This window comes from Insolitispirillum peregrinum (assembly GCF_900156605.1).
Taxonomy (GTDB): domain Bacteria; phylum Pseudomonadota; class Alphaproteobacteria; order Rhodospirillales; family Rhodospirillaceae; genus Insolitispirillum; species Insolitispirillum peregrinum.
Map to the genome: position 1 here is coordinate 232,876 of NZ_FTOA01000004.1, position 17,290 is coordinate 250,165.

Annotated in this window: 17 protein-coding genes; 8 read left to right on the plus strand and 9 right to left on the minus strand. The window is 63.5% G+C overall.

Features of this window, described 5'->3' with window-relative positions:
- Positions 1-2 precede the first annotated feature (2 nt).
- The 4 genes from BW995_RS12075 to pedF are packed head-to-tail and all read right to left on the minus strand — an operon-like array spanning position 3 to position 3,110.
- Positions 3-971, minus strand: a complete 969-nt coding sequence (locus tag BW995_RS12075; RefSeq protein ID WP_076400655.1) for a quinoprotein relay system zinc metallohydrolase 1 — start codon at positions 969-971, stop codon at positions 3-5.
- Positions 968-1,795, minus strand: a complete 828-nt coding sequence (locus BW995_RS12080) for a quinoprotein dehydrogenase-associated SoxYZ-like carrier (protein WP_076400656.1) — start codon at positions 1,793-1,795, stop codon at positions 968-970. The genes BW995_RS12075 and BW995_RS12080 overlap by 4 nt, the downstream gene beginning before the upstream one ends.
- Before the next feature lie 21 nt (positions 1,796-1,816).
- Positions 1,817-2,662 carry a substrate-binding periplasmic protein gene (locus tag BW995_RS12085; RefSeq protein ID WP_076400657.1) on the minus strand — a complete coding sequence of 282 codons (846 nt, stop codon included), beginning with the start codon at positions 2,660-2,662 and terminating at the stop codon, positions 1,817-1,819.
- Positions 2,652-3,110, minus strand: a complete 459-nt coding sequence (gene pedF / locus BW995_RS12090; protein WP_076400658.1) for a cytochrome c-550 PedF — start codon at positions 3,108-3,110, stop codon at positions 2,652-2,654. The genes BW995_RS12085 and pedF overlap by 11 nt, the downstream gene beginning before the upstream one ends.
- Positions 3,111-3,311: 201 nt before the next feature.
- On the opposite strand from pedF, the gene BW995_RS12095 reads away from it, so the two are divergent.
- From BW995_RS12095 to BW995_RS12110, 4 genes are read left to right on the plus strand one after another with little or no spacing between them, the layout of a single operon-like run.
- A complete protein-coding gene (locus BW995_RS12095) occupies positions 3,312-4,478 on the plus strand; it encodes an ABC transporter substrate-binding protein (RefSeq protein ID WP_076400659.1) in 1,167 nt (388 codons plus the stop codon).
- A 33-nt stretch (positions 4,479-4,511) separates the two neighbouring features.
- The gene (locus BW995_RS12100; RefSeq protein WP_076400660.1) at positions 4,512-5,486 is read left to right on the plus strand and encodes a YVTN family beta-propeller repeat protein; all 975 of its coding nucleotides are present in this window, start codon (positions 4,512-4,514) and stop codon (positions 5,484-5,486) included.
- Positions 5,476-6,249 carry an ABC transporter ATP-binding protein gene (locus BW995_RS12105; protein ID WP_076400661.1) on the plus strand — a complete coding sequence of 258 codons (774 nt, stop codon included), beginning with the start codon at positions 5,476-5,478 and terminating at the stop codon, positions 6,247-6,249. The genes BW995_RS12100 and BW995_RS12105 overlap by 11 nt, the downstream gene beginning before the upstream one ends.
- Positions 6,249-7,040, plus strand: a complete 792-nt coding sequence (locus BW995_RS12110; RefSeq protein WP_076400662.1) for an ABC transporter permease — start codon at positions 6,249-6,251, stop codon at positions 7,038-7,040. Before BW995_RS12105 ends, BW995_RS12110 begins: the two co-directional genes overlap by 1 nt.
- Positions 7,041-7,043: 3 nt before the next feature.
- Here BW995_RS12110 and BW995_RS12115 read toward each other — a convergent pair whose 3' ends face one another.
- The 3 genes from BW995_RS12115 to BW995_RS12125 are packed head-to-tail and all read right to left on the minus strand — an operon-like array spanning position 7,044 to position 9,358.
- Complete coding sequence (locus BW995_RS12115) at positions 7,044-7,625, minus strand: ATP-binding cassette domain-containing protein (RefSeq protein ID WP_076400663.1); 582 nt, start codon at positions 7,623-7,625, stop codon at positions 7,044-7,046.
- Positions 7,606-8,349, minus strand: a complete 744-nt coding sequence (locus BW995_RS12120; RefSeq protein ID WP_076400664.1) for an ABC transporter permease — start codon at positions 8,347-8,349, stop codon at positions 7,606-7,608. Before BW995_RS12120 ends, BW995_RS12115 begins: the two co-directional genes overlap by 20 nt.
- Entirely contained in the window at positions 8,342-9,358 is a 1,017-nt protein-coding gene (locus BW995_RS12125; RefSeq protein WP_084194800.1) for an ABC transporter substrate-binding protein, read from the minus strand. The genes BW995_RS12120 and BW995_RS12125 overlap by 8 nt, the downstream gene beginning before the upstream one ends.
- A gap of 141 nt (positions 9,359-9,499) precedes the next feature.
- Between BW995_RS12125 and BW995_RS20800 the strand changes: the two genes are divergently transcribed.
- From BW995_RS20800 to BW995_RS12145, 4 genes are all read left to right on the plus strand, one after another.
- Complete coding sequence (locus tag BW995_RS20800; RefSeq protein WP_084194801.1) at positions 9,500-10,057, plus strand: rhodanese-like domain-containing protein; 558 nt, start codon at positions 9,500-9,502, stop codon at positions 10,055-10,057.
- 168 nt (positions 10,058-10,225) lie between these two features.
- Positions 10,226-11,746 carry an aldehyde dehydrogenase gene (gene adh / locus BW995_RS12135; RefSeq protein ID WP_076400666.1) on the plus strand — a complete coding sequence of 507 codons (1,521 nt, stop codon included), beginning with the start codon at positions 10,226-10,228 and terminating at the stop codon, positions 11,744-11,746.
- Between the two features lie 380 nt (positions 11,747-12,126).
- A complete protein-coding gene (locus BW995_RS12140; RefSeq protein ID WP_076400667.1) occupies positions 12,127-12,549 on the plus strand; it encodes a DUF779 domain-containing protein in 423 nt (140 codons plus the stop codon).
- 174 nt (positions 12,550-12,723) lie between these two features.
- Positions 12,724-15,405, plus strand: coding sequence for an ATP-binding protein (locus BW995_RS12145; RefSeq protein ID WP_076400668.1), 2,682 nt, complete (start codon positions 12,724-12,726; stop codon positions 15,403-15,405).
- Between the two features lie 41 nt (positions 15,406-15,446).
- On the opposite strand, the gene BW995_RS12150 is transcribed toward BW995_RS12145, so the two are convergent.
- Both BW995_RS12150 and BW995_RS12155 read right to left on the minus strand, forming a co-directional pair.
- The gene (locus BW995_RS12150; protein ID WP_076400669.1) at positions 15,447-16,574 is read right to left on the minus strand and encodes a response regulator; all 1,128 of its coding nucleotides are present in this window, start codon (positions 16,572-16,574) and stop codon (positions 15,447-15,449) included.
- 218 nt (positions 16,575-16,792) lie between these two features.
- Positions 16,793-17,269, minus strand: coding sequence for an Lrp/AsnC family transcriptional regulator (locus BW995_RS12155; protein ID WP_076400670.1), 477 nt, complete (start codon positions 17,267-17,269; stop codon positions 16,793-16,795).
- Positions 17,270-17,290 lie beyond the last annotated feature (21 nt).

The following is a 17,290-nucleotide window of genomic DNA, read 5'->3' on the forward strand; positions in this document are numbered from 1 at the left end:
GCCTATTCGACCTTGGTAGCAGATGGCTGTAACTGCCCCCGCAACAGCGCCGGATAGAGGTGCACCACCGACCGTTCAAACTCGGCCCGCGTCAGGCTGAGAGCGGCAAACCGCTCGGGGATCGGCAGACGAAACACCTCGGCCTCGGACAATCCCTGCCGGGCCGCCTGCCGCAGCGTTCCATCCAGCCAGCGCAGCCAGTCGGCGGTCTGGTGCAACGGCCCGGCATCCTGCGCCACCGGCCCGTGCCCCGGCACCACCACCTTGAACTTCAGCGCCTCCAGCGCCTCCAGCGCCGCCAGCCAGGGGGCGATGTCGGCGTGGGGGGTGGTCGGCGTGCGGTCGTGGAACACCAGATCGGCGGCATACAACACGCCGGTGGTTTCATCGAACAGCGCCACATCGCTGTCACTGTGCCCGGCCAGCGTCAGATAGTGCAGACGATGACCGCCAACCACCGCCGTATGGGCCTGCAATACCGTCTTTGGCACCACCGGTTCGGTATCGAGCATCCAGTTGCCGAGCAGGCGATACATGTTGGTGGTGAAGTCTTCCCCGGCAGCCGAAATCCCGGCGATGGTCTCGGCGGTGGCGGTCAGCGTCTCGGGGGCAAAGGCCTGATTGCCGAGGAAATGGTCGGGGTGCAGGTGGCTGTTGATCACCTGCACAATCGGCTTGCCGCCGCTGGTGCGGTCGATCAGGGCATGGAACTGTTCGCCAAACAGCCGCGACGGGCCGGTGTCGAGGACGATCACTCCCTCATCGGTGACGATAAAGGCGCTGTTGACCATCAGACCACCATTGTTGCGGCTGAAGTCTTCGGTAGAGCCTTCGACCACATAGGAGCCATCGGCAATCTGCCGTGCCGTCAGGTGATAGTCGCGGCGGACCGGATCGGGAGGCTCGGCGTGAGCCCTGCCGACCGTCATCGCCAGCAGTGCCAGCCCCGCCCATGCTGCGCGCCAGTTCATTGGCCGCCCTCCTGTGGTGACGGTGGCAGACTCGCCGCCACCAGATTGCCGTCACTGTCGCCCCCCTCCAGCCGCCAGACGGTTTTCCCCGGCTGGGCCGGGCGCAGGTCGAGGGCGAACAGCGGGTTTTCCGCCACTGGCTCGGCGGGCAACAGCTCGGCCAGCGGCGTGCCGTCCTGATCGCGCAGCACCAGCCGGGTCAGGTAAAAGGCCGGAATGCCTGGAGCCAGTCCGGTGTCCATCGGATGGATCAGCGACACCTGTAACCGTTCGCTGCCATCGGCGCGCGGCCAGCGGTGATAGGTCGCCTCGTTGAGATGGCTTTCCCATGCCCGGCTGCGTTGTCCGGCGCTGGGGGTGGTACAACCGCCACCCGCCGCATCGGCCCACTGGCCGCCGACATGCCACACCCCATCCGCCGTGCGGGCGGCGGCCCGGATCGGGGTGGCCTCCTGCACCTTGAACGACAGGCCAATGCGCGGGCGGGCCGACAGCGGGCGATAGGTCAGGATGCGCGGAATCGGGTTGTGGTCGGCAAACACCACGATTTCGCTGACCGGCCCGACGCTGTCATCGACCTCGACCTCAATCGGTACCTGCATGGTGTTTTCCACCCGCGCCGCCGTGATCACCCGCACCGCCGGGTCAAACACCACCGGCTGCCCGGCCAGCACTTCCTGATGCACGCTGTCCCACATCACCGAGGCCAGCGGGTCGGCCTGCCCGGCATGGGCGCTTGCCACTCCCCAGACCACCGAAACAGCCACAGCCCATCCCGGCAAGGACCGGGACAGGCTGTTACAGCAGACGTTCTTTTCCCCCATGGCTGCTCTCCCGAGTTCTGATTACTCGTTCACCTTTTGATAGGTCAGACCGTGCTTTTGAAAAATCGCCGTCATGGTGCCATCGGCCACCATCGCCGCCACCACATCGCCAACGGCATAGGCCAGATCACGGGAATCAACCTTCACCGCCATCCCCAACGGCCACGACTGCATCGACAGTCCCGGGGTGCCGGGGATGCTGAGCACCATTTTTTGCCGCTGCTCCGGCGTCAGGTGGCGCAGGGCGTCTTCGATCTGCGAGCGCGGCCCCATCAGGGCGGTAACGTCGCCGCTGCCGATGGCACGGGCGGCGTCGGCATAGGTCAGATAGCGGTGGGTGCTGTCGCGCATCGAACCGCCAAAGGCCCCGGACAGGTACAGGTCAGACAGGCTGTCCAGCTCGACCCCCACCCGCTCCTCGCTCAGTTCGACCACGCTCAGGGTGGGCCGGGCGCGGGCAACGGCAAGGGTTTCCTGATAATAGGGCGAAAACAGCACCGCCATGTCGTTGCGTGCCCCCAGATTCAGGTCATAGGGGATGTGCATCATCACGTCGGCCACCACCCCGCCGGTCACCGGCCCCCGCCACACGCCGTTGCGTAAATCATCATCGACGTCTTCGTCGGCGGTGATTTCAAGGATACTGGGGGTCAGCGTCATGCGGTGGGCGATTTCACGCCCGATATCGACATCCACCCCCACCACCTGACCCTTTTCCACGCTGGAAAACGGCGGGAAGTCACGATAAACGCCAATGGTCAACGTACCGCGCTCGCGCACCGTATCCAGCGGAGCCGCCTGCGCGGCCCCGGCCAGAGCAACACCGAAGCAGAGGACAGCGCCCGTCAGGACGCGCTTAATCCACATGCTTGGACTCGATGTAGGTGCGGATCGACCACAGGGCTTCGCGCGGCAACACGCCATCGAACACCGGCATGTAGGTGATGCCGTTGCGCACCGCTCCCGACTGCATGCGCATGATGAACCAGCTATCGCCTTCATCGCCAAGGTCCAGCTTGCGCAGGTCAGGGGCAATACCACCCGAGATCACTTCCAGACCGTGGCAGCGGGCGCAGTTCTGGTTATAGCCCGAGGCCCCGACTTCCAGCGCCCGCTTGTTGCCGCGATAGGGGTTTTCCGACTCCCACTCTTCGCCCAGCTTCGGCAGGCCGGAAATGTCCACCGGCTGCGGCGTCACATCGCCGTGGGCACTGGCCGGAGTGTTGAACAGCGACGCGGCCCCAAGGGCGAGCACCCCGGCCACAGCCGACAGGGACAACAGGCGGCGCAAAGGCGCGGTGAGGGTATGAGTCATCGCAGTACGTTCCCATCCACAGAATGTTCGGAGATATGGCCGGTTCGTTTGCTGGCGGCCTGTTCTGTCTCTGTTGTGAGCAAAGGCAGCATCGCCTTCCATTCGACCTTGGTCGCATGGAGGGGAATCCGGGGGGCTTTTACCATTCCCCCACAAGCGACCCCTCAGAGGTCGCAGCATGACCGGAGAGAGAGGCGACGGATGAGGGGTCTGTTTTTATTCCTGTTGCTGGTCTGGAGCCTGAGCACGCCCCCGATGGCGCAGGCGGAAGAGGCGTTGAAAATCGGCTGGCTGGGGCAGGCGGTGGAACAGCCGCCGCTGCTGGCCAACCTGCCACCACCGCCTGATGACGAAGGGCTGAGCGGTGCCAGGCTGGGGGTCAACGACACCAACACCACCGGCAAGTTCCTCAAGCTGTCCTATCAGCTGGAGGAGGTCTCCCTGCCGGTCGACGCCGACCCGGCTGACGGCGTGCGCCAACTGGCCGCCCGGGGAGTGTCGCTGGTGGTGACCGGCCTGACCGGCGAGGCGCTCGACAAGGCCCTTGCCGCCCCCGAAGCGGCAAAGATGACCTTTTTCAACGCCTTTGCCGCCGATGACCGCCTGCGCGGTCCGGCCTGCCGTCCCAATCTGTTGCACACCCTGCCCAGCCGGTTCATGCTCGCCGACGGGCTGGCGCAAAGCATGATCGTCAAGAAATGGACCCGCTGGCTGCTGGTCACCGGCCCGACCCCGCAAGACGCCCTGTTTGCCGCCGCCATCAAGCGGTCCGCCCAGCGCTTTGGGGCCAAAATCGTCGAAGAAAAGCGGTGGACCGGCGACGCCGACCTGCGCCGGACTGCGCAAACCGAACTGATCGCCTTTACCCGCAGCAAGGACTACGACGTGGTGGTGGTGTCGGACGAGGCGGGGGACTTTGGTGATTACCTGCTGTTCAACACCGATTTGCCGCGCCCGGTGGCCGGAACGCAGGGACTGACCCCGATGGCGTGGCACTGGCTGATGGAAACCTGGGGATCGGGGCAACTGCAAAACCGCTTTCAGGACCTCGCCCACCGCCCGATGGGCTCGCGCGACTGGGCCGCCTGGGTGGCGGTGCGGGCAGTTGGGGAAGCCAGCGTGCGCAAAAAGACCCTCGATCCGGCAATAATTGCTACCACCCTGCACGAGCCTGATTTCACCGTCGCCGGATTCAAGGGCGTGCCGCTCAGCTTCCGCCCGTGGAACGGCCAGTTGCGCCAGCCCATTCTGGTCGGCTGGGCGCGGGCACTGGTGACCGTTTCGCCGCAGGACGGCTTTTTACACCCGACCAACGAGCTGGACACCCTCGGGCTGGACCGCCCGGAAAGCACTTGTCCGCAAAAATAAGCCACAAAAAACCATCAGGGAGACCCCACCACCATGACATCCTTCCGCACCGCGTTGTTGTGTGCCGTCAGCCTGCCGTACCTGCTGATTGCCCCCGCCGAGGCCTATACCGTCTATGTGTCGAACGAAAAGGACAACACCCTGTCGGTGATCGACGGCACCACGCTGGAGGTCACCCAGACCATCAAGGTCGGTCGCCGTCCGCGTGGGATCACCCTGTCGGCCAAACACGACAAGCTGTACATCTGCGCCTCGGACAGTGACACCGTGCAGGTGCTGGATATCGCCACCGGCAAGATTCTCTACAACCTGCCCTCTGGCGATGACCCGGAACAGTTCGCCCTGTCGCCCGATGACCGCCACCTGTACATCTCGAACGAAGACAACGCCGCCGTCACCGTGGTCGATACCGAAACCCGCAAGGTAACGGCGCAGTATGATGTCGGCGTTGAACCCGAAGGCATGGCGGTCAGCCCCGACGGCAAATGGGCGGTCAACACCTCGGAAACCACCAACATGGTGCACTGGATCGACACCGCCAAAGGGGCGGTGGTTGACAACACGCTGGTCGGCCAGCGTCCGCGCCATGCCGAGTTTACCCATGACGGGAAACAGTTGTGGGTGTCGTCGGAACTGGGCGGCACGGTGACGGTGCTGGATGTCGCCACCCGCCAGCCGGTCAAGACGTTGACCTTCAGCATCAAGGGAGTGAAGAAAGACCAGATTCAGCCGGTCGGCATCCGCTTTACGCCCGACAATGTGCTGGCCTTCATCGCCCTCGGCCCGGCCAACCATGTGGCGGTGGTCGATGCCCACACCTACGAGGTCAAAACCATGCTGCTGGTCGGGCGGCGGGTATGGCACATGGACATCAGCCCCGATGGCAAGCGCCTGTTCACCAGCAATGGCGTTTCCGGTGACGTGTCGGTGGTCAATCTGGAGGACATGACGGTGGTGAAGTCGGTGAAGGTTGGCCGCTATCCGTGGGGGGTGGCGATTGTCCCCTGATGGCAGCAACGATTCTGCCCCGCTGGCGGTGACCGGGCTGTCCTTTCGCTATGGCGAGCGGGTGGCGCTGGATGAGGTCAGCCTGAGCGCCGAGGCCGGACGGTTCACCGCCCTGCTGGGGCCAAACGGGGCGGGCAAAAGCACCCTGTTTTCCCTGCTCACCCGCCTGCTGATCAGCCGACAGGGGCAGATTCGCATTGCCGGGCACGATCTGGAACGGCAACCGCGCGCGGCCCTTGCCGCGCTGGGGGTGGTGTTTCAGGATGCCACCCTTGATCTTGATCTGACGGTGGCGCAGAACCTGCGCTACTTCTCGCGCCTGCACGGTCTGCCGCCCCGGCAGGCCGAGCAGCGGGCCGAAGAAGAACTGACCCGCCTCGGCCTGTGGGAACGGCGCAACGAAAAGGTTCGCGCCCTGAATGGCGGCCATCGGCGGCGGGTGGAAATCGCCCGCGCCCTGCTGCATCGTCCGGCAGTATTGATTCTCGACGAACCAACCGTCGGCCTTGATCCCCCCACCCGTCGCCTGCTGGTCGATCACATTCACCAACTGTGCGCCACCACCGGCATGGCAGTGCTGTGGGCCACCCATCTGATTGACGAAGTGGACCCAATCAGCGACCGGGTGGTGATCCTGCACCGGGGCCGGATTCGCGCCGCAGGTGACGTGCCGGTGGTGCTGGCCGCCGCCCACAGCGACAGCCTGGCCGACGCCTTTCGCCACTTCACCCCCGAGTCCCCCCCGGCACAGGAGGCGTGCTGATGCCCTGGCTGTTGGCCCTGCGCGGCATCGTTGGCCGTGAAATCCTGCGCTTTCTGCACCAGCGGGAACGGTTTCTCGGCGCGCTGGTGCGCCCGCTGATCTGGCTGCTGGTGTTTGCCGCTGGCTTCCGCGCCGCGCTGGGGGTGGCGATTGTGCCGCCCTACCAGACCTATATCCCCTACGAGGTGTACATCGTTCCCGGCCTGCTGGGGATGATCCAGTTGTTCAACGGCATGCAAAGCTCGCTGTCGATGGTCTATGACCGCGAAATGGGCTCGATGCGGCTGTTGCTGACCAGCCCGTTGCCGCGCTGGTGGTTGCTGGTCTGCAAACTGGTGGCCGGGGTGGCGGTGTCGCTGCTGCAATGCTGGGCCTTTTTGCTGATCGCCACCCTGTTCGGCATCGAACTGCCGGGGCCGGGCTGGCTGACCGTGCTGCCCGCGCTGATCCTGAACGGCATCATGCTGGGGGCGCTGGGGCTGGTGCTGTCATCGACCATCCGCCAACTGGAAAACTTTGCCGGGGTGATGAACTTTGTGGTGTTCCCGCTGTTCTTCTGCTCCCCGGCGCTCTATCCGCTGTACAAGATGCGGGAAAGCTCTGAAACGCTGTACTGGATTTGCGAGATCAACCCGTTCGGCCACGGCGTCGAGCTGATCCGCCATGCGCTTTATGGGCAGGTGTCATGGCCCGACCTCGGGATGGTGACGGCGGTGGCGCTGGTCCTGCTGGCGCTGGCGGTGCGCGGCTATGATCCGCGCCGGGGACTGATGAAGCGCAAGGGGGGATAATTTTTACAGCGCCACCACCCGATCAACCAGCGCCAGATCATCCGGGCTGTGGGTGGCCATCAGCAGGGTAAACGGGCGGCGCTGGCGTTCGCTGCGCAGCAACGCCCGCATCGCCTCGGCGGTGGTTTGATCCAGCGAGGCAAAGGCTTCGTCGAGAATCAGCAGGTCGGGCTGCATCACCAGCGCCCGCGCCAGCGCCGCCCGGCGCTGCATCCCCAGCGACATCTGCGCCGGATAGAGGTCTTCCGCCCCCGCCAGCCCGACCGCCTGCAACATCGCCGCCACCGCCTCTGCTCCGCCGGGAGGCTGGCACAACAGCAGCGATTGCCGCGCCGTTCGCCACGGCAACAGGCGGGGTTCCTGAAACACCATTGTGACTCGCACAGCCTGATCAAGCTGCCGCTGACCATGAAAGTCCCTGTCCAGCCCGGCGACAATGCGCAGCACTGTTGACTTCCCGCGCCCCGACGGTCCGGTCAGCGCCACCGCTTCGCCCGCCCGCACACAAAGGGCAAAGCGTTGCAGAATCAGCCGGTCACCGAACTGCTTGCGCTCGATCGTCAGATCAACCCCGCCACCGCACACAGCGTGCCTCCCATCGCCGCAGGACACCCCATTCCACCGCCTGAATCACCGCGATGAACGCCAGCGAGTAGGCCAGAATGCCCGCCACATCGAACACCTGAAACAGCAGGTGAATCTGAAAGCCGACTCCGTTGGAGCGACCGAGCATTTCCACCACCAGCACGATTTTCCAGATCAGCGCCAACCCTGACCGCGCCGCCGCAAACAGATAGGGCACCAGATGCGGCAGCAGGATATGGCGCAGCCGCCGCCAGCGGCTCCACTGAAAGACAATCGCCATCTCCTCCAGCGCCGGATCGAGCGCCCGGCTGCCTTCGCGCACCGTTACCGCCACATGCGGCAGCTTGTTCAGCGCCACCGCAAAGACGGCGGCGGCTTCGGTCAGGCCGAACCAGATGTAGGCGAGGATGATCACCACCAGTGCCGGCAGATTGAGCAGCACCAGCAACCAGCCGCCAAACAGCCGGTTGATCAGCGGCGACCTCCCCAGCAGGCAGCCGACCGCCGTTCCCAGCGACATCGCCAGCACGAAACTGACCACCACCCGCCCCAACGTTGCCGCCAGATGCCGCCACAGCTCGCCGCTGGCCGCCGCTTTTTCCAGTGCCGCCAGCACCGCCAGCGGCGTCGGCAGATGGGCCTGCGGCCAGTGCCCGGCAGCTCCGGCCCACAGGGCCAGCGCCAACACCGCCGCCAGTATCCCCGGCAAACTCCGGTTAAGCATGCCAGTGCGCCATGCTGTTGCCATCAAGGGTCAGCGGGGCAAACATCGCCGGGTCCAGCGCGCTCACCGCGCCGGTCACCGCCTCGCCGCCCAGCGCGCGCAGCAGGGCAAACTGCTGGCTGCACGCCTGCTGCTGCGCCTCGCCCCACGGAGCCGGAATCCCGGCCCGCCAGCCTTGCCGCAGGCCAATCGCCACCGCCGGGCTTTCGGCGGCCATCTGTTGTTCCAACCCCAGCCACGCCGCATCATCATCACGCAAGCGGCGGCGGGCGGTCAGCAGCGCCTCGTAGAACTGCCGCAGGGCCGATGCGTTCGGGCGGCTCCAGTCCTGCCGCACCACATAGCCCAGCCACGATGGCGTCACCGCTTGCCCGCTCAGGGTTTGGGCGCACTGCTCCACCGAGGCCAGCACCCGGAACCCCTGCGCCTGCAAGCGCACCACGTAGGGCCAGAAGGTCAGCACCGCATCCAGCGCACCATCGGCCATCTGCGCCGACAACAGCGGCGGAGCGGCAAACACCACCGTCGCCGCGCTGTCGAGCGCAATGCCCTGTTGCTTTGCCAGCGCGTTGACCACCAGCCAGCTTTTGTCCAGCGCCCCGCCCGCCACGCCGATTCGCTTGCCAGCCAGATCGGCCAGCGAGGCAATCGGAGCCTCGGAGCGCACCACCAGCGCCCCCAGTGCCGATGAATAGGGCAGAAAGTGCAGGGGCTGTTCCTCGGCATGGCTGCGCGCCGCCCACAGCCAGTCGGACACGATGGCATCGACCGCCCCGCCCAGCAGGGCAATCTTTCCGGCCTGCGGGCTGGCCAGCGGCATCACCTCCAGCCGCACCCCCAGCGCGCCCGGATCGGTGCGGTCGGGCAGGCTGTCCACTTCCCACGACGCAGTGCCGGTGGCCAACAGCCCCAACCGCAGCACCGGCGGCGGGGCCGCCGCAGCCCGGCCAGGACGCAGCACCAGCGGTGCGGCCAGCGCCGCCTGTATCACGGTGCGACGGGTGATCATGGCTCTTCCCCCCTTACTTTTTTCTGCCGTCCACCCTACGCCAGCCATGGAGAGGGCAACCATTCGACTTTCGAGGGATGGCGGTTCGCCCGGCCTGTCCTAAACTGTGTTTTTCCCCTTGCAGCAAGGGACTCCCCCGCCATGCTCCGTCTGTTGCTGTCTGTCCTTACGGTCCTGATCCTGCTGCCGGTCAGCTCCGGCAGAGCGGTTGACATCCCTGACGGCTACCGCGCACCGCCCTATCTGGCCGCCACCCCCGACCACCTGCCCGGCGCCACCACCATCACCGCCGCGCAGGCACTGGCCTTGCAGGAACAAGGCGCGGTGCTGATTGATGCCTCGCCCCTGACGCTGGGCAGTTATGGCGAGCAGACCGACCAGTGGATTGTGAAGGCCGACCACCCGTCGATTGCGGGCAGTGTCTGGCTGCCCAACGTCGGGGAGCAACAGCCCTCCCCGGCCATTGAACGCTGGTTTGCCGCCGAACTGGCCCGTCTGAGCGAGGGTCGCCGTGACGCACCGCTGGTGTTCTTTTGCCGCCCCGATTGCTGGATGAGCTGGAACGCCGGACGCCGCGCGCTGTCGCTGGGCTATCAGCAGGTTTACTGGTACCGCGACGGCATTCCGGGCTGGGAACTGGAGCTGTACCCGCTGGTTCCCACCGCCCGGCCGCAGCCGTTTTATGATGTTGCTCCCTGATTGCTGCTTATAGGCGGCCTGCCGTCCTCCTCATTCAACCAAAGTCGAATTTCGCCCGCCGCCTGCCAGCGCAATGATGCTCGGGACATTTCAAGGGGCGAGGCGCACTGCTGACCCGATCCCCAACCCAACCGCGTATACAACCAACCGAAAACAGGGACGAACGTCATGCTGAATCAGGCTCTGGAAAAGATTAAGGCCGCCATTACGCTGCGCCCGCGCTATGGAAACTTCATTGGCGGCGAATGGGTTGACCCGGTGAAGGGCCAGTACTTCACCAACATCAGCCCGGTGAACGGCCAGCCGATCTGCGAAATTCCGCGTTCGACCTCCGAAGACATCGAAAAGGCGCTGGACGCCGCCCACGCTGCCAAGATCGCCTGGGGCAAGACCCCGGTCGCGGCCCGCGCCAACATCCTGCTGAAGATCGCTGACCGTCTGGAAGCCAACCTCGAAACCATCGCGATGGTCGAGACGCTCGATAACGGCAAGCCGATCCGCGAAACGATGGCCGCCGACATTCCGCTGGCGATCGACCACTTCCGCTACTTTGCCTCCTGCGTCCGCGCTCAGGAAGGCTCGCTGGCCGAAATCGACGACGACACCGTTGCCTATCATTTCCACGAGCCGCTGGGCGTGGTCGGTCAGATCATCCCGTGGAACTTCCCGATCCTGATGGCCGCCTGGAAGCTGGCTCCGGCCCTTGCCGCCGGCAACTGCGTGGTGATGAAGCCCGCCGAGCAGACCCCGTGGTCGCTGCTGGTGCTGGCCGAGCTGGTCGGTGACCTGCTGCCGCCGGGCGTGCTGAACATCGTCAACGGCTTTGGCATCGAAGCGGGCAAGCCGCTGGCCTCGTCGAACCGGATTGCCAAGATCGCCTTCACCGGGGAAACCTCCACCGGTCGCCTGATCATGCAGTACGCCTCGGAAAACATCATTCCGGTGACGCTGGAACTGGGTGGCAAGTCGCCGAACATCTTCTTCCCCGACATTTTCGACGCCGACGACGACTTTGCCGACAAGGCGATGGAAGGCTTTGCCCTGTTCGCCCTCAATCAGGGTGAAGTCTGCACCTGCCCGTCGCGTGTTCTGGTGCACGAAAAGATTTTCGACGAGTTCATGGACCGCGCCGTGACCCGCGTGAAGGCGATCAAGCAGGGCAACCCGCTCGATCCGTCGACCATGATCGGGGCGCAGGCCAGCGTCGACCAGCTGGAAAAGATCATGTCCTACATCGACATCGGCCAGCGCGAAGGCGCCCAGCTGATGACCGGTGGCAAGCAGGCCAAGCTGGGTGGCGAGCTGGACGGCGGGTTCTATGTCGAACCGACCATCTTCGTCGGCAGCAACTCGATGCGCATCTTCCAGGAAGAAATCTTTGGCCCGGTGGTGTCGGTGACCAAGTTCTCGTCGATGGAAGAAGCCCTGCACATCGCCAATGACAGCGCGTTCGGTCTGGGTGCCGGGGTGTGGTCGCGCAACGGCAACGTCGCCTACCGCATGGGCCGCGAAATTCAGGCCGGTCGCGTGTGGACCAACTGCTATCACCTGTACCCGGCCCACGCCGCCTTTGGCGGGTACAAGCAGTCGGGTATCGGCCGCGAAACCCACAAGATGATGCTCGACCACTATCAGCAGACCAAGAACCTGCTGGTCAGCTACAGCGCCAAGGCCCTCGGGTTCTTCTAAAGCCGGAGCTGCCGTGGGGGATGGCCCGCCAGCCCTCCCCCACAGATGGTACAATGGGTGCCGACAGGGTGTGATCCAGCCCTGATCCCTTCCCGGATCGAATGGATTTCAGGACCATCACGGGTCTTTCAGGCGGTGCGGTTGCCGTTTCCCGACGGCAATCAGGGGGTACAGCCCGAAACGTGGTGTTGATGGGCAGAGCAGTAAGCGCAAACGTGGGCACCGGTTTTGCGCCCGATCGCTGCGTCACTGCTCTGGCGTGTTACAGCAGACAGGGGTCACGCATGCCTCCTGTTTGCCAGCCTCATCGGGGCTATTCTCTCAAAAGACTGGGGCGGGCATCTGTGGTGCCCGCCTTTTTTTCTCTACAGGAGTCTTTCATGAGCACCACTGACACGGCCTCTTTCACGCCACCCCCGCGCGTTCTCGCCACCCCGCTGGCGCTGGAATGGATCAAGACGCTGAGCGACAAGCACGGCCCGCTGATGTTCCACCAGTCCGGCGGTTGCTGTGACGGCTCGGCCCCGATGTGCTACGTGCAGGGAGAGTTCAAGGTCGGCGAGCGGGACGTCTGGCTGGGCGATATCGGCGGCTTTCCGGTTTATATCGGCTGGTTGCAATTCGAATACTGGCAACACACCCAGTTAATCATCGACGTTGTACCGGGGCGCGGGGCCAGTTTCTCGCTGGAAATCCCCGAGGGCATCCGTTTCCTGACCCGATCCCGCGTGTTCACCGATGAAGAATCGCTGGCCCTTGATGCCGCCGGCCCTGCCCCCCGCGGTGCCCATCACGGGGTATGAGGAACTGCTTTGCCGTTTGTCTTCTGATGGTCATTCCTGTTCAGGAAAAGCACCCTGATCGTTGAAGCAGTGGTGGATTTTTAAGCATGAAGAGGGCACTCTACAGCCATCCTCCTTAAAACGATGGTCCTAATGCAACAAGGCCAGGGAGGGGGGGGAGAGCGGAGGGCGCCGATGGCAGAGATTTGGAATCCCGACCATACCGACCGGCATCTGCGACGGGCGATGGTCCTTTTGGGATGCGCGGCCGTACTGTTCGTGGTGATCAGTGTTCTGCAAATCCTGACTGTCCGCGACGGCGTGCGCCGCACCACCCACGACCTGGTCGAACAGAACATCATTGCCAGCCAGCAGGACCTGCAGAAAAGCATGGAACTGCTGGTCAGCGATTACAGCTATTGGGATGAAGCGTTCGACACCATCACCCAAAGTCTTAATCCCGACTGGCTGCACAGCAATTATGGTCCCGACCTGACCAGTTCCTATCAGGTCAGCGCCGTTTATCTGGTCTATCCACGCGGACCGATCCGGCAATTTGCCAACGATGCCATCGAGGATATCGACAGCAGCACGCCAGCAGCAATGACCCTGATCGGGTCCTTGCGCGATCTGGCATCACAAAGCCGCCTCATCACCCCCAACATCACCGGCCGCCCGGCGACCAGCTCGGGATTTTTGCTGATTGATGGCGTTTTGTATGTTGCCGCCACCTCGGAACTTCGCCCGGCCGTCAACGTCCGGGTGTATGACCGGGAAAGCGTACCCAATGTGGTGTTCCTCCGCCCGCTGAATACCGCCTGGCTGGAACAGCTGACCTCGCGCCTGTCCTTGCCCCATGCCAGTCTGGTCCGCATCACGCCCACCGAAACCACCGTCCTGCTGCACGCCCACGATAGCATGCACCCGGACAATGGTTCGCCGCTGACCCACGCCCTGTTCACCAACCCAAAGGACTTGCTGAAATCGTCGGTGGTCTTTGCCAATCCGCAAGGGCTGGAAATCGCCCGGCTGGAATTTGTGCCGCCAGACATGGCCCCGACGCTGGTGTCACCGACCGCCCTGATTGGCATTTTTGCCAGTTGCGCCCTGTTGCTGGTCGGTGCCCTGTTGATGCGCCAGATGAGCCGGACATCGCGGGTGGTCGCAGCCCAGAACGAACGCCTGCATTACGAAGTGACCTGTCGGGTGGCGGCGGAAAAGGAATTGCTGCGCCATCAGGAGCATCTGGAAGAAACCGTCGCCCAGCGCAACACCGCCCTGTCGCGCGAAGTTGAACGGACCCATGCCCTGCTGCACGATCTGGAAAACTCGCTGCAACGGGTGCAACGGATCATCGACACCTCGAACGAGGGCTTTGTCCATCTCGATCAGGCCGGACGGGTGATCGGGATCAATCAGGAAGCCCTGCGCCTGCTGGGCTACAGCGCGACCGAGATGATGGGAAAATCGCTGGAGCCCATCCTGACCCCCGAGGGGCTGGCCATCTTCCACGAACAGATGCGCCTGCGCAGCTCGACGCAGTTCCGCTCCTACACCCTGACGTTCCATCACAAGGATGGAACACCGGTACAGGTTGACGTCATGGCGTCGAGCGAATTTGACAACGGCAGCCTGAGTGGATCCTTCGCCTTCTTCCGTGACATCCGCGAACGGCTCCATCAGGAAGAAACCCTGAAGGCCGCACAGTTGAGTGCACAAACCGCCAATCAGGCCAAATATGCCTTCCTGACCCGCATGAGCACCGAACTGCGGACCCCGCTGAACGCCATCATGGGCTTTACCCAACTGCTGCTGACCAGCACTCCGCCACTGCCGCCACGACAGCGCGATCAGGTGGTCCGCGTCCATCAGGCGGGCGAAGCCCTGCTCTGTCTGGTCAACGAAACCCTCGATTTTTCCCGCATCGAAAGCGGGCAAGTCATCCTGAAACTGGAAAATGTCGCCCCGGCGGTGATTCTGGCCGAGTGTGCCCGTCTGGCCGGAGTTCTGGCCGAGCAGATGGAGGTCACCATTCACCTGCCGGGAGAAGAGGGCGACTCGCTGGCGCCTGCTCTGGTGCGGGCCGATCAAAGCCGCCTGCGCCAGATTCTGCTCAATCTGATCAGCAACGGCATCAAGTACAATCGTCCGGGCGGCACCGTCACCCTGTCCGCCGGACCTCTGAACCGGCAGTTCTATCGCCTGCGGATCGAAGACACCGGCTGCGGCATCCCCGAGAGCCTGCTGCCCCACCTGTTCGAGCCGTTCAACCGCCTTGGACACGAAAACTCCAGCATCGAGGGTACCGGTATCGGTCTGGCAATCAGCAAAAAGCTTGTCGAAGCCATGGGTGGTCGCTTGCTGGCCGAACCGCAGGAGCAGGGCATGCTGTTTGCCGTTGACCTGCCGCTCGCCACCTCGCCGTCTCGCATCACCCCATCGTCCCACACCACCAACGAGGCCTCTCCGGCCCTGTCCGGCGGCGTGATCGTGCAAGCCAGAACGCCCCCCGCGCAAGTGCTGATCATCGAGGACACCCCCGGAGACCGGGCTTTTCTACAGCAGGTTCTTGGCCCTTACCCCAGCTATCACGTTCACGCGGCCAGCTCCTGCGCTCAGGCTGTTCCCCTGATCGAAATGGCTCCGCCGGACCTGTTGATCGTCAGCCTGCCAGCCGAAACAATGGCCGAGGAAGCCGTCGCCCAGGAAATCAGATCCCTCCTGTCGCTGGAAAACTGCCCCTTGCTGGCCTTGCTCCCCCGCACCCGTGGGGCCGATCTGGCGCGCCTGAAGCAACTGGGCATCACCGCCAGCCTCGGCAAGCCCATCCAGCCCCTTGCCTTGCTACGGGAAATCGAGCGGTTGCTGTCTGCCTGAGCATTGTGCGAAAAGTGGGAACCCCTTTTGCGCTCACTACTCTATAAATCGTCGTCGTGGTCAAAAATGCGTGCAAACTGCTGTTCAATCCGCGCAAAGGCGGCCAACAGCACCGGGTCAAAATGCTGGGGACAGGAATAGCCATCGCCCTGCAACAGAACCCGCAGGGCAGCCTGATGATCCAGACGGGCTTTATAGGGTCGTTGCATGCGCAGGGCATCATAGACATCACAGAGGGCGGTCAGACGGGCCGAGAGGGGAATGTCCTCCCCCCGTAGCCCTTGCGGGTAGCCCGAGCCATCGAAATGCTCGTGATGACTCAGCGCGATTTCGGCGGCCAGTTGCAGGACCGGATGCTGCGTTCCCTCCAGCAGGCCATGGCCGATGGCCGCATGCCCCCGCATGATGGTCATTTCCTCGGGGCTGAGCAGGCCGGGCTTGTTGATCAGCCGGTCCGGAACGCCGATCTTGCCCAGATCATGCAGCATCGCCGCCCATCCCAGGCGCTCGCTCTGTGCCGATGGCAGACCAATTTCGTCAGCCAATAAGCGCACGTAACGGCCAACACGCTGGCAATGCGCCCCGGTTCCGTCATCGCGCAAACGGGCACAGGCCACCAAACGTTCCAGTAAAATGGATTCCGCCTGCGAGAGGTCGCCCTGTTGCGATACCGTTGTCGCCAGCAGGGGCGAGGCGGGAGCGAGAGAGGCGGGGACGGGAGAGGCGGGGCCAGCCGGTTGATCAAGACGGTTCTGCAAACAGACGATCCGTTGACGCTGTCCGGCAGCATGAACCGCCCGCATCAGGGCCGCCAACAACCGCCCGTGATCGATCGGCTTTTGCAAAATGTCATGCACCCCCAGCTCACCGGCCTGCCGCCACAGGTCGGGGGAGCAACTGCTGCGACCAGTCATCATCACCGCCTCCAGCGCTGTCCCCTGCGCCTTCAGGTGCTCCAGCAGGTCGAAGCCGGTCATGCTGGTCAGGTGGATGTCAACCAGTCCGACATGAATATCGGGATTGGCGCTGAGGGCATCGAGTGCCTGTCGCACGCCATGACACAGGATCGGGGTATAGGAAGACTCCTGCAAAAAATCCCGCAGAAACTCTCCGACATTCGGATCGTCCTCAATCACCAGAACAGCGACAGGAGCAAAGAGTGATCGCACAGCACAGCCCAGTTCGTGACGGTATCTCCCGCATGACGGACCATGTGGAGCCAATCTATCCGGTGATATCCATTAAACAGCCCATAGCTGAACAGAAACTGAAATGAAGGACAAGCACAACCACAAGATAATTTCGTTCCAGAGCTGTGAGCCTTAAATGTGAAACCACAGGACACGACAAAAAGAAAACAGGGTCATGGAGCAACACTCGATGGTCGTCAGCCTGCCGTTGGCAGCGCCGTTTCATCCTTATAGCTGTCCATCACGAAATGGGATCGAAAGCGAATCACATTGGCATCGTTGGTGAACAGGCGCTCGCACAGCCGTTGGTAATCCTTCATGTCGCGCAATGACAGAATCAGCACCACATCCGGCTCGCCAGTCACCGCCCATGCCGACAGCACCGCCTGTTCCTGCCGCACGCGTGCAACAAAATCCCTGCGCTGAGGCCCGCCGTGGTGATCCAGCATCACCTCGACCATCGCCCGCAACCCCTGTCCGACCTTTTCACCGTCCACAAGGGCAACGGTGCGCAGGATGATGCCGTCTTCCTTGAGCCGTTGCACACGCCGCAGGCATGAAGACGGTGACAGTCCGACTTTTTCAGCCAGAGCGGCATTGGTGATCTCGGCATTGGCCTGCAATTCGGCCAGCAAACGGTGATCGACCGGTTCAAGAAACTGCCTGTTTGCCATTTTCCACCAGATTTAGCATTC

Bases quoted from the DNA above. Each gene is read 5' to 3' on its own strand.
- BW995_RS12075 (WP_076400655.1), bottom strand. From the start codon at position 971: ATGAACTGGCGCGCAGCATGGGCGGGGCTGGCACTGCTGGCGATGACG.
- BW995_RS12080 (WP_076400656.1), bottom strand. From the start codon at position 1,795: ATGGGGGAAAAGAACGTCTGCTGTAACAGCCTGTCCCGGTCCTTGCCG.
- BW995_RS12085 (WP_076400657.1), bottom strand. From the start codon at position 2,662: ATGTGGATTAAGCGCGTCCTGACGGGCGCTGTCCTCTGCTTCGGTGTT.
- pedF (WP_076400658.1), bottom strand. From the start codon at position 3,110: ATGACTCATACCCTCACCGCGCCTTTGCGCCGCCTGTTGTCCCTGTCG.
- BW995_RS12095 (WP_076400659.1), top strand. From the start codon at position 3,312: ATGAGGGGTCTGTTTTTATTCCTGTTGCTGGTCTGGAGCCTGAGCACG.
- BW995_RS12100 (WP_076400660.1), top strand. From the start codon at position 4,512: ATGACATCCTTCCGCACCGCGTTGTTGTGTGCCGTCAGCCTGCCGTAC.
- BW995_RS12110 (WP_076400662.1), top strand. From the start codon at position 6,249: ATGCCCTGGCTGTTGGCCCTGCGCGGCATCGTTGGCCGTGAAATCCTG.
- BW995_RS12120 (WP_076400664.1), bottom strand. From the start codon at position 8,349: ATGCTTAACCGGAGTTTGCCGGGGATACTGGCGGCGGTGTTGGCGCTG.
- BW995_RS12125 (WP_084194800.1), bottom strand. From the start codon at position 9,358: ATGATCACCCGTCGCACCGTGATACAGGCGGCGCTGGCCGCACCGCTG.
- BW995_RS20800 (WP_084194801.1), top strand. From the start codon at position 9,500: ATGCTCCGTCTGTTGCTGTCTGTCCTTACGGTCCTGATCCTGCTGCCG.
- adh (WP_076400666.1), top strand. From the start codon at position 10,226: ATGCTGAATCAGGCTCTGGAAAAGATTAAGGCCGCCATTACGCTGCGC.
- BW995_RS12140 (WP_076400667.1), top strand. From the start codon at position 12,127: ATGAGCACCACTGACACGGCCTCTTTCACGCCACCCCCGCGCGTTCTC.
- BW995_RS12145 (WP_076400668.1), top strand. From the start codon at position 12,724: ATGGCAGAGATTTGGAATCCCGACCATACCGACCGGCATCTGCGACGG.
- BW995_RS12155 (WP_076400670.1), bottom strand. From the start codon at position 17,269: ATGGCAAACAGGCAGTTTCTTGAACCGGTCGATCACCGTTTGCTGGCC.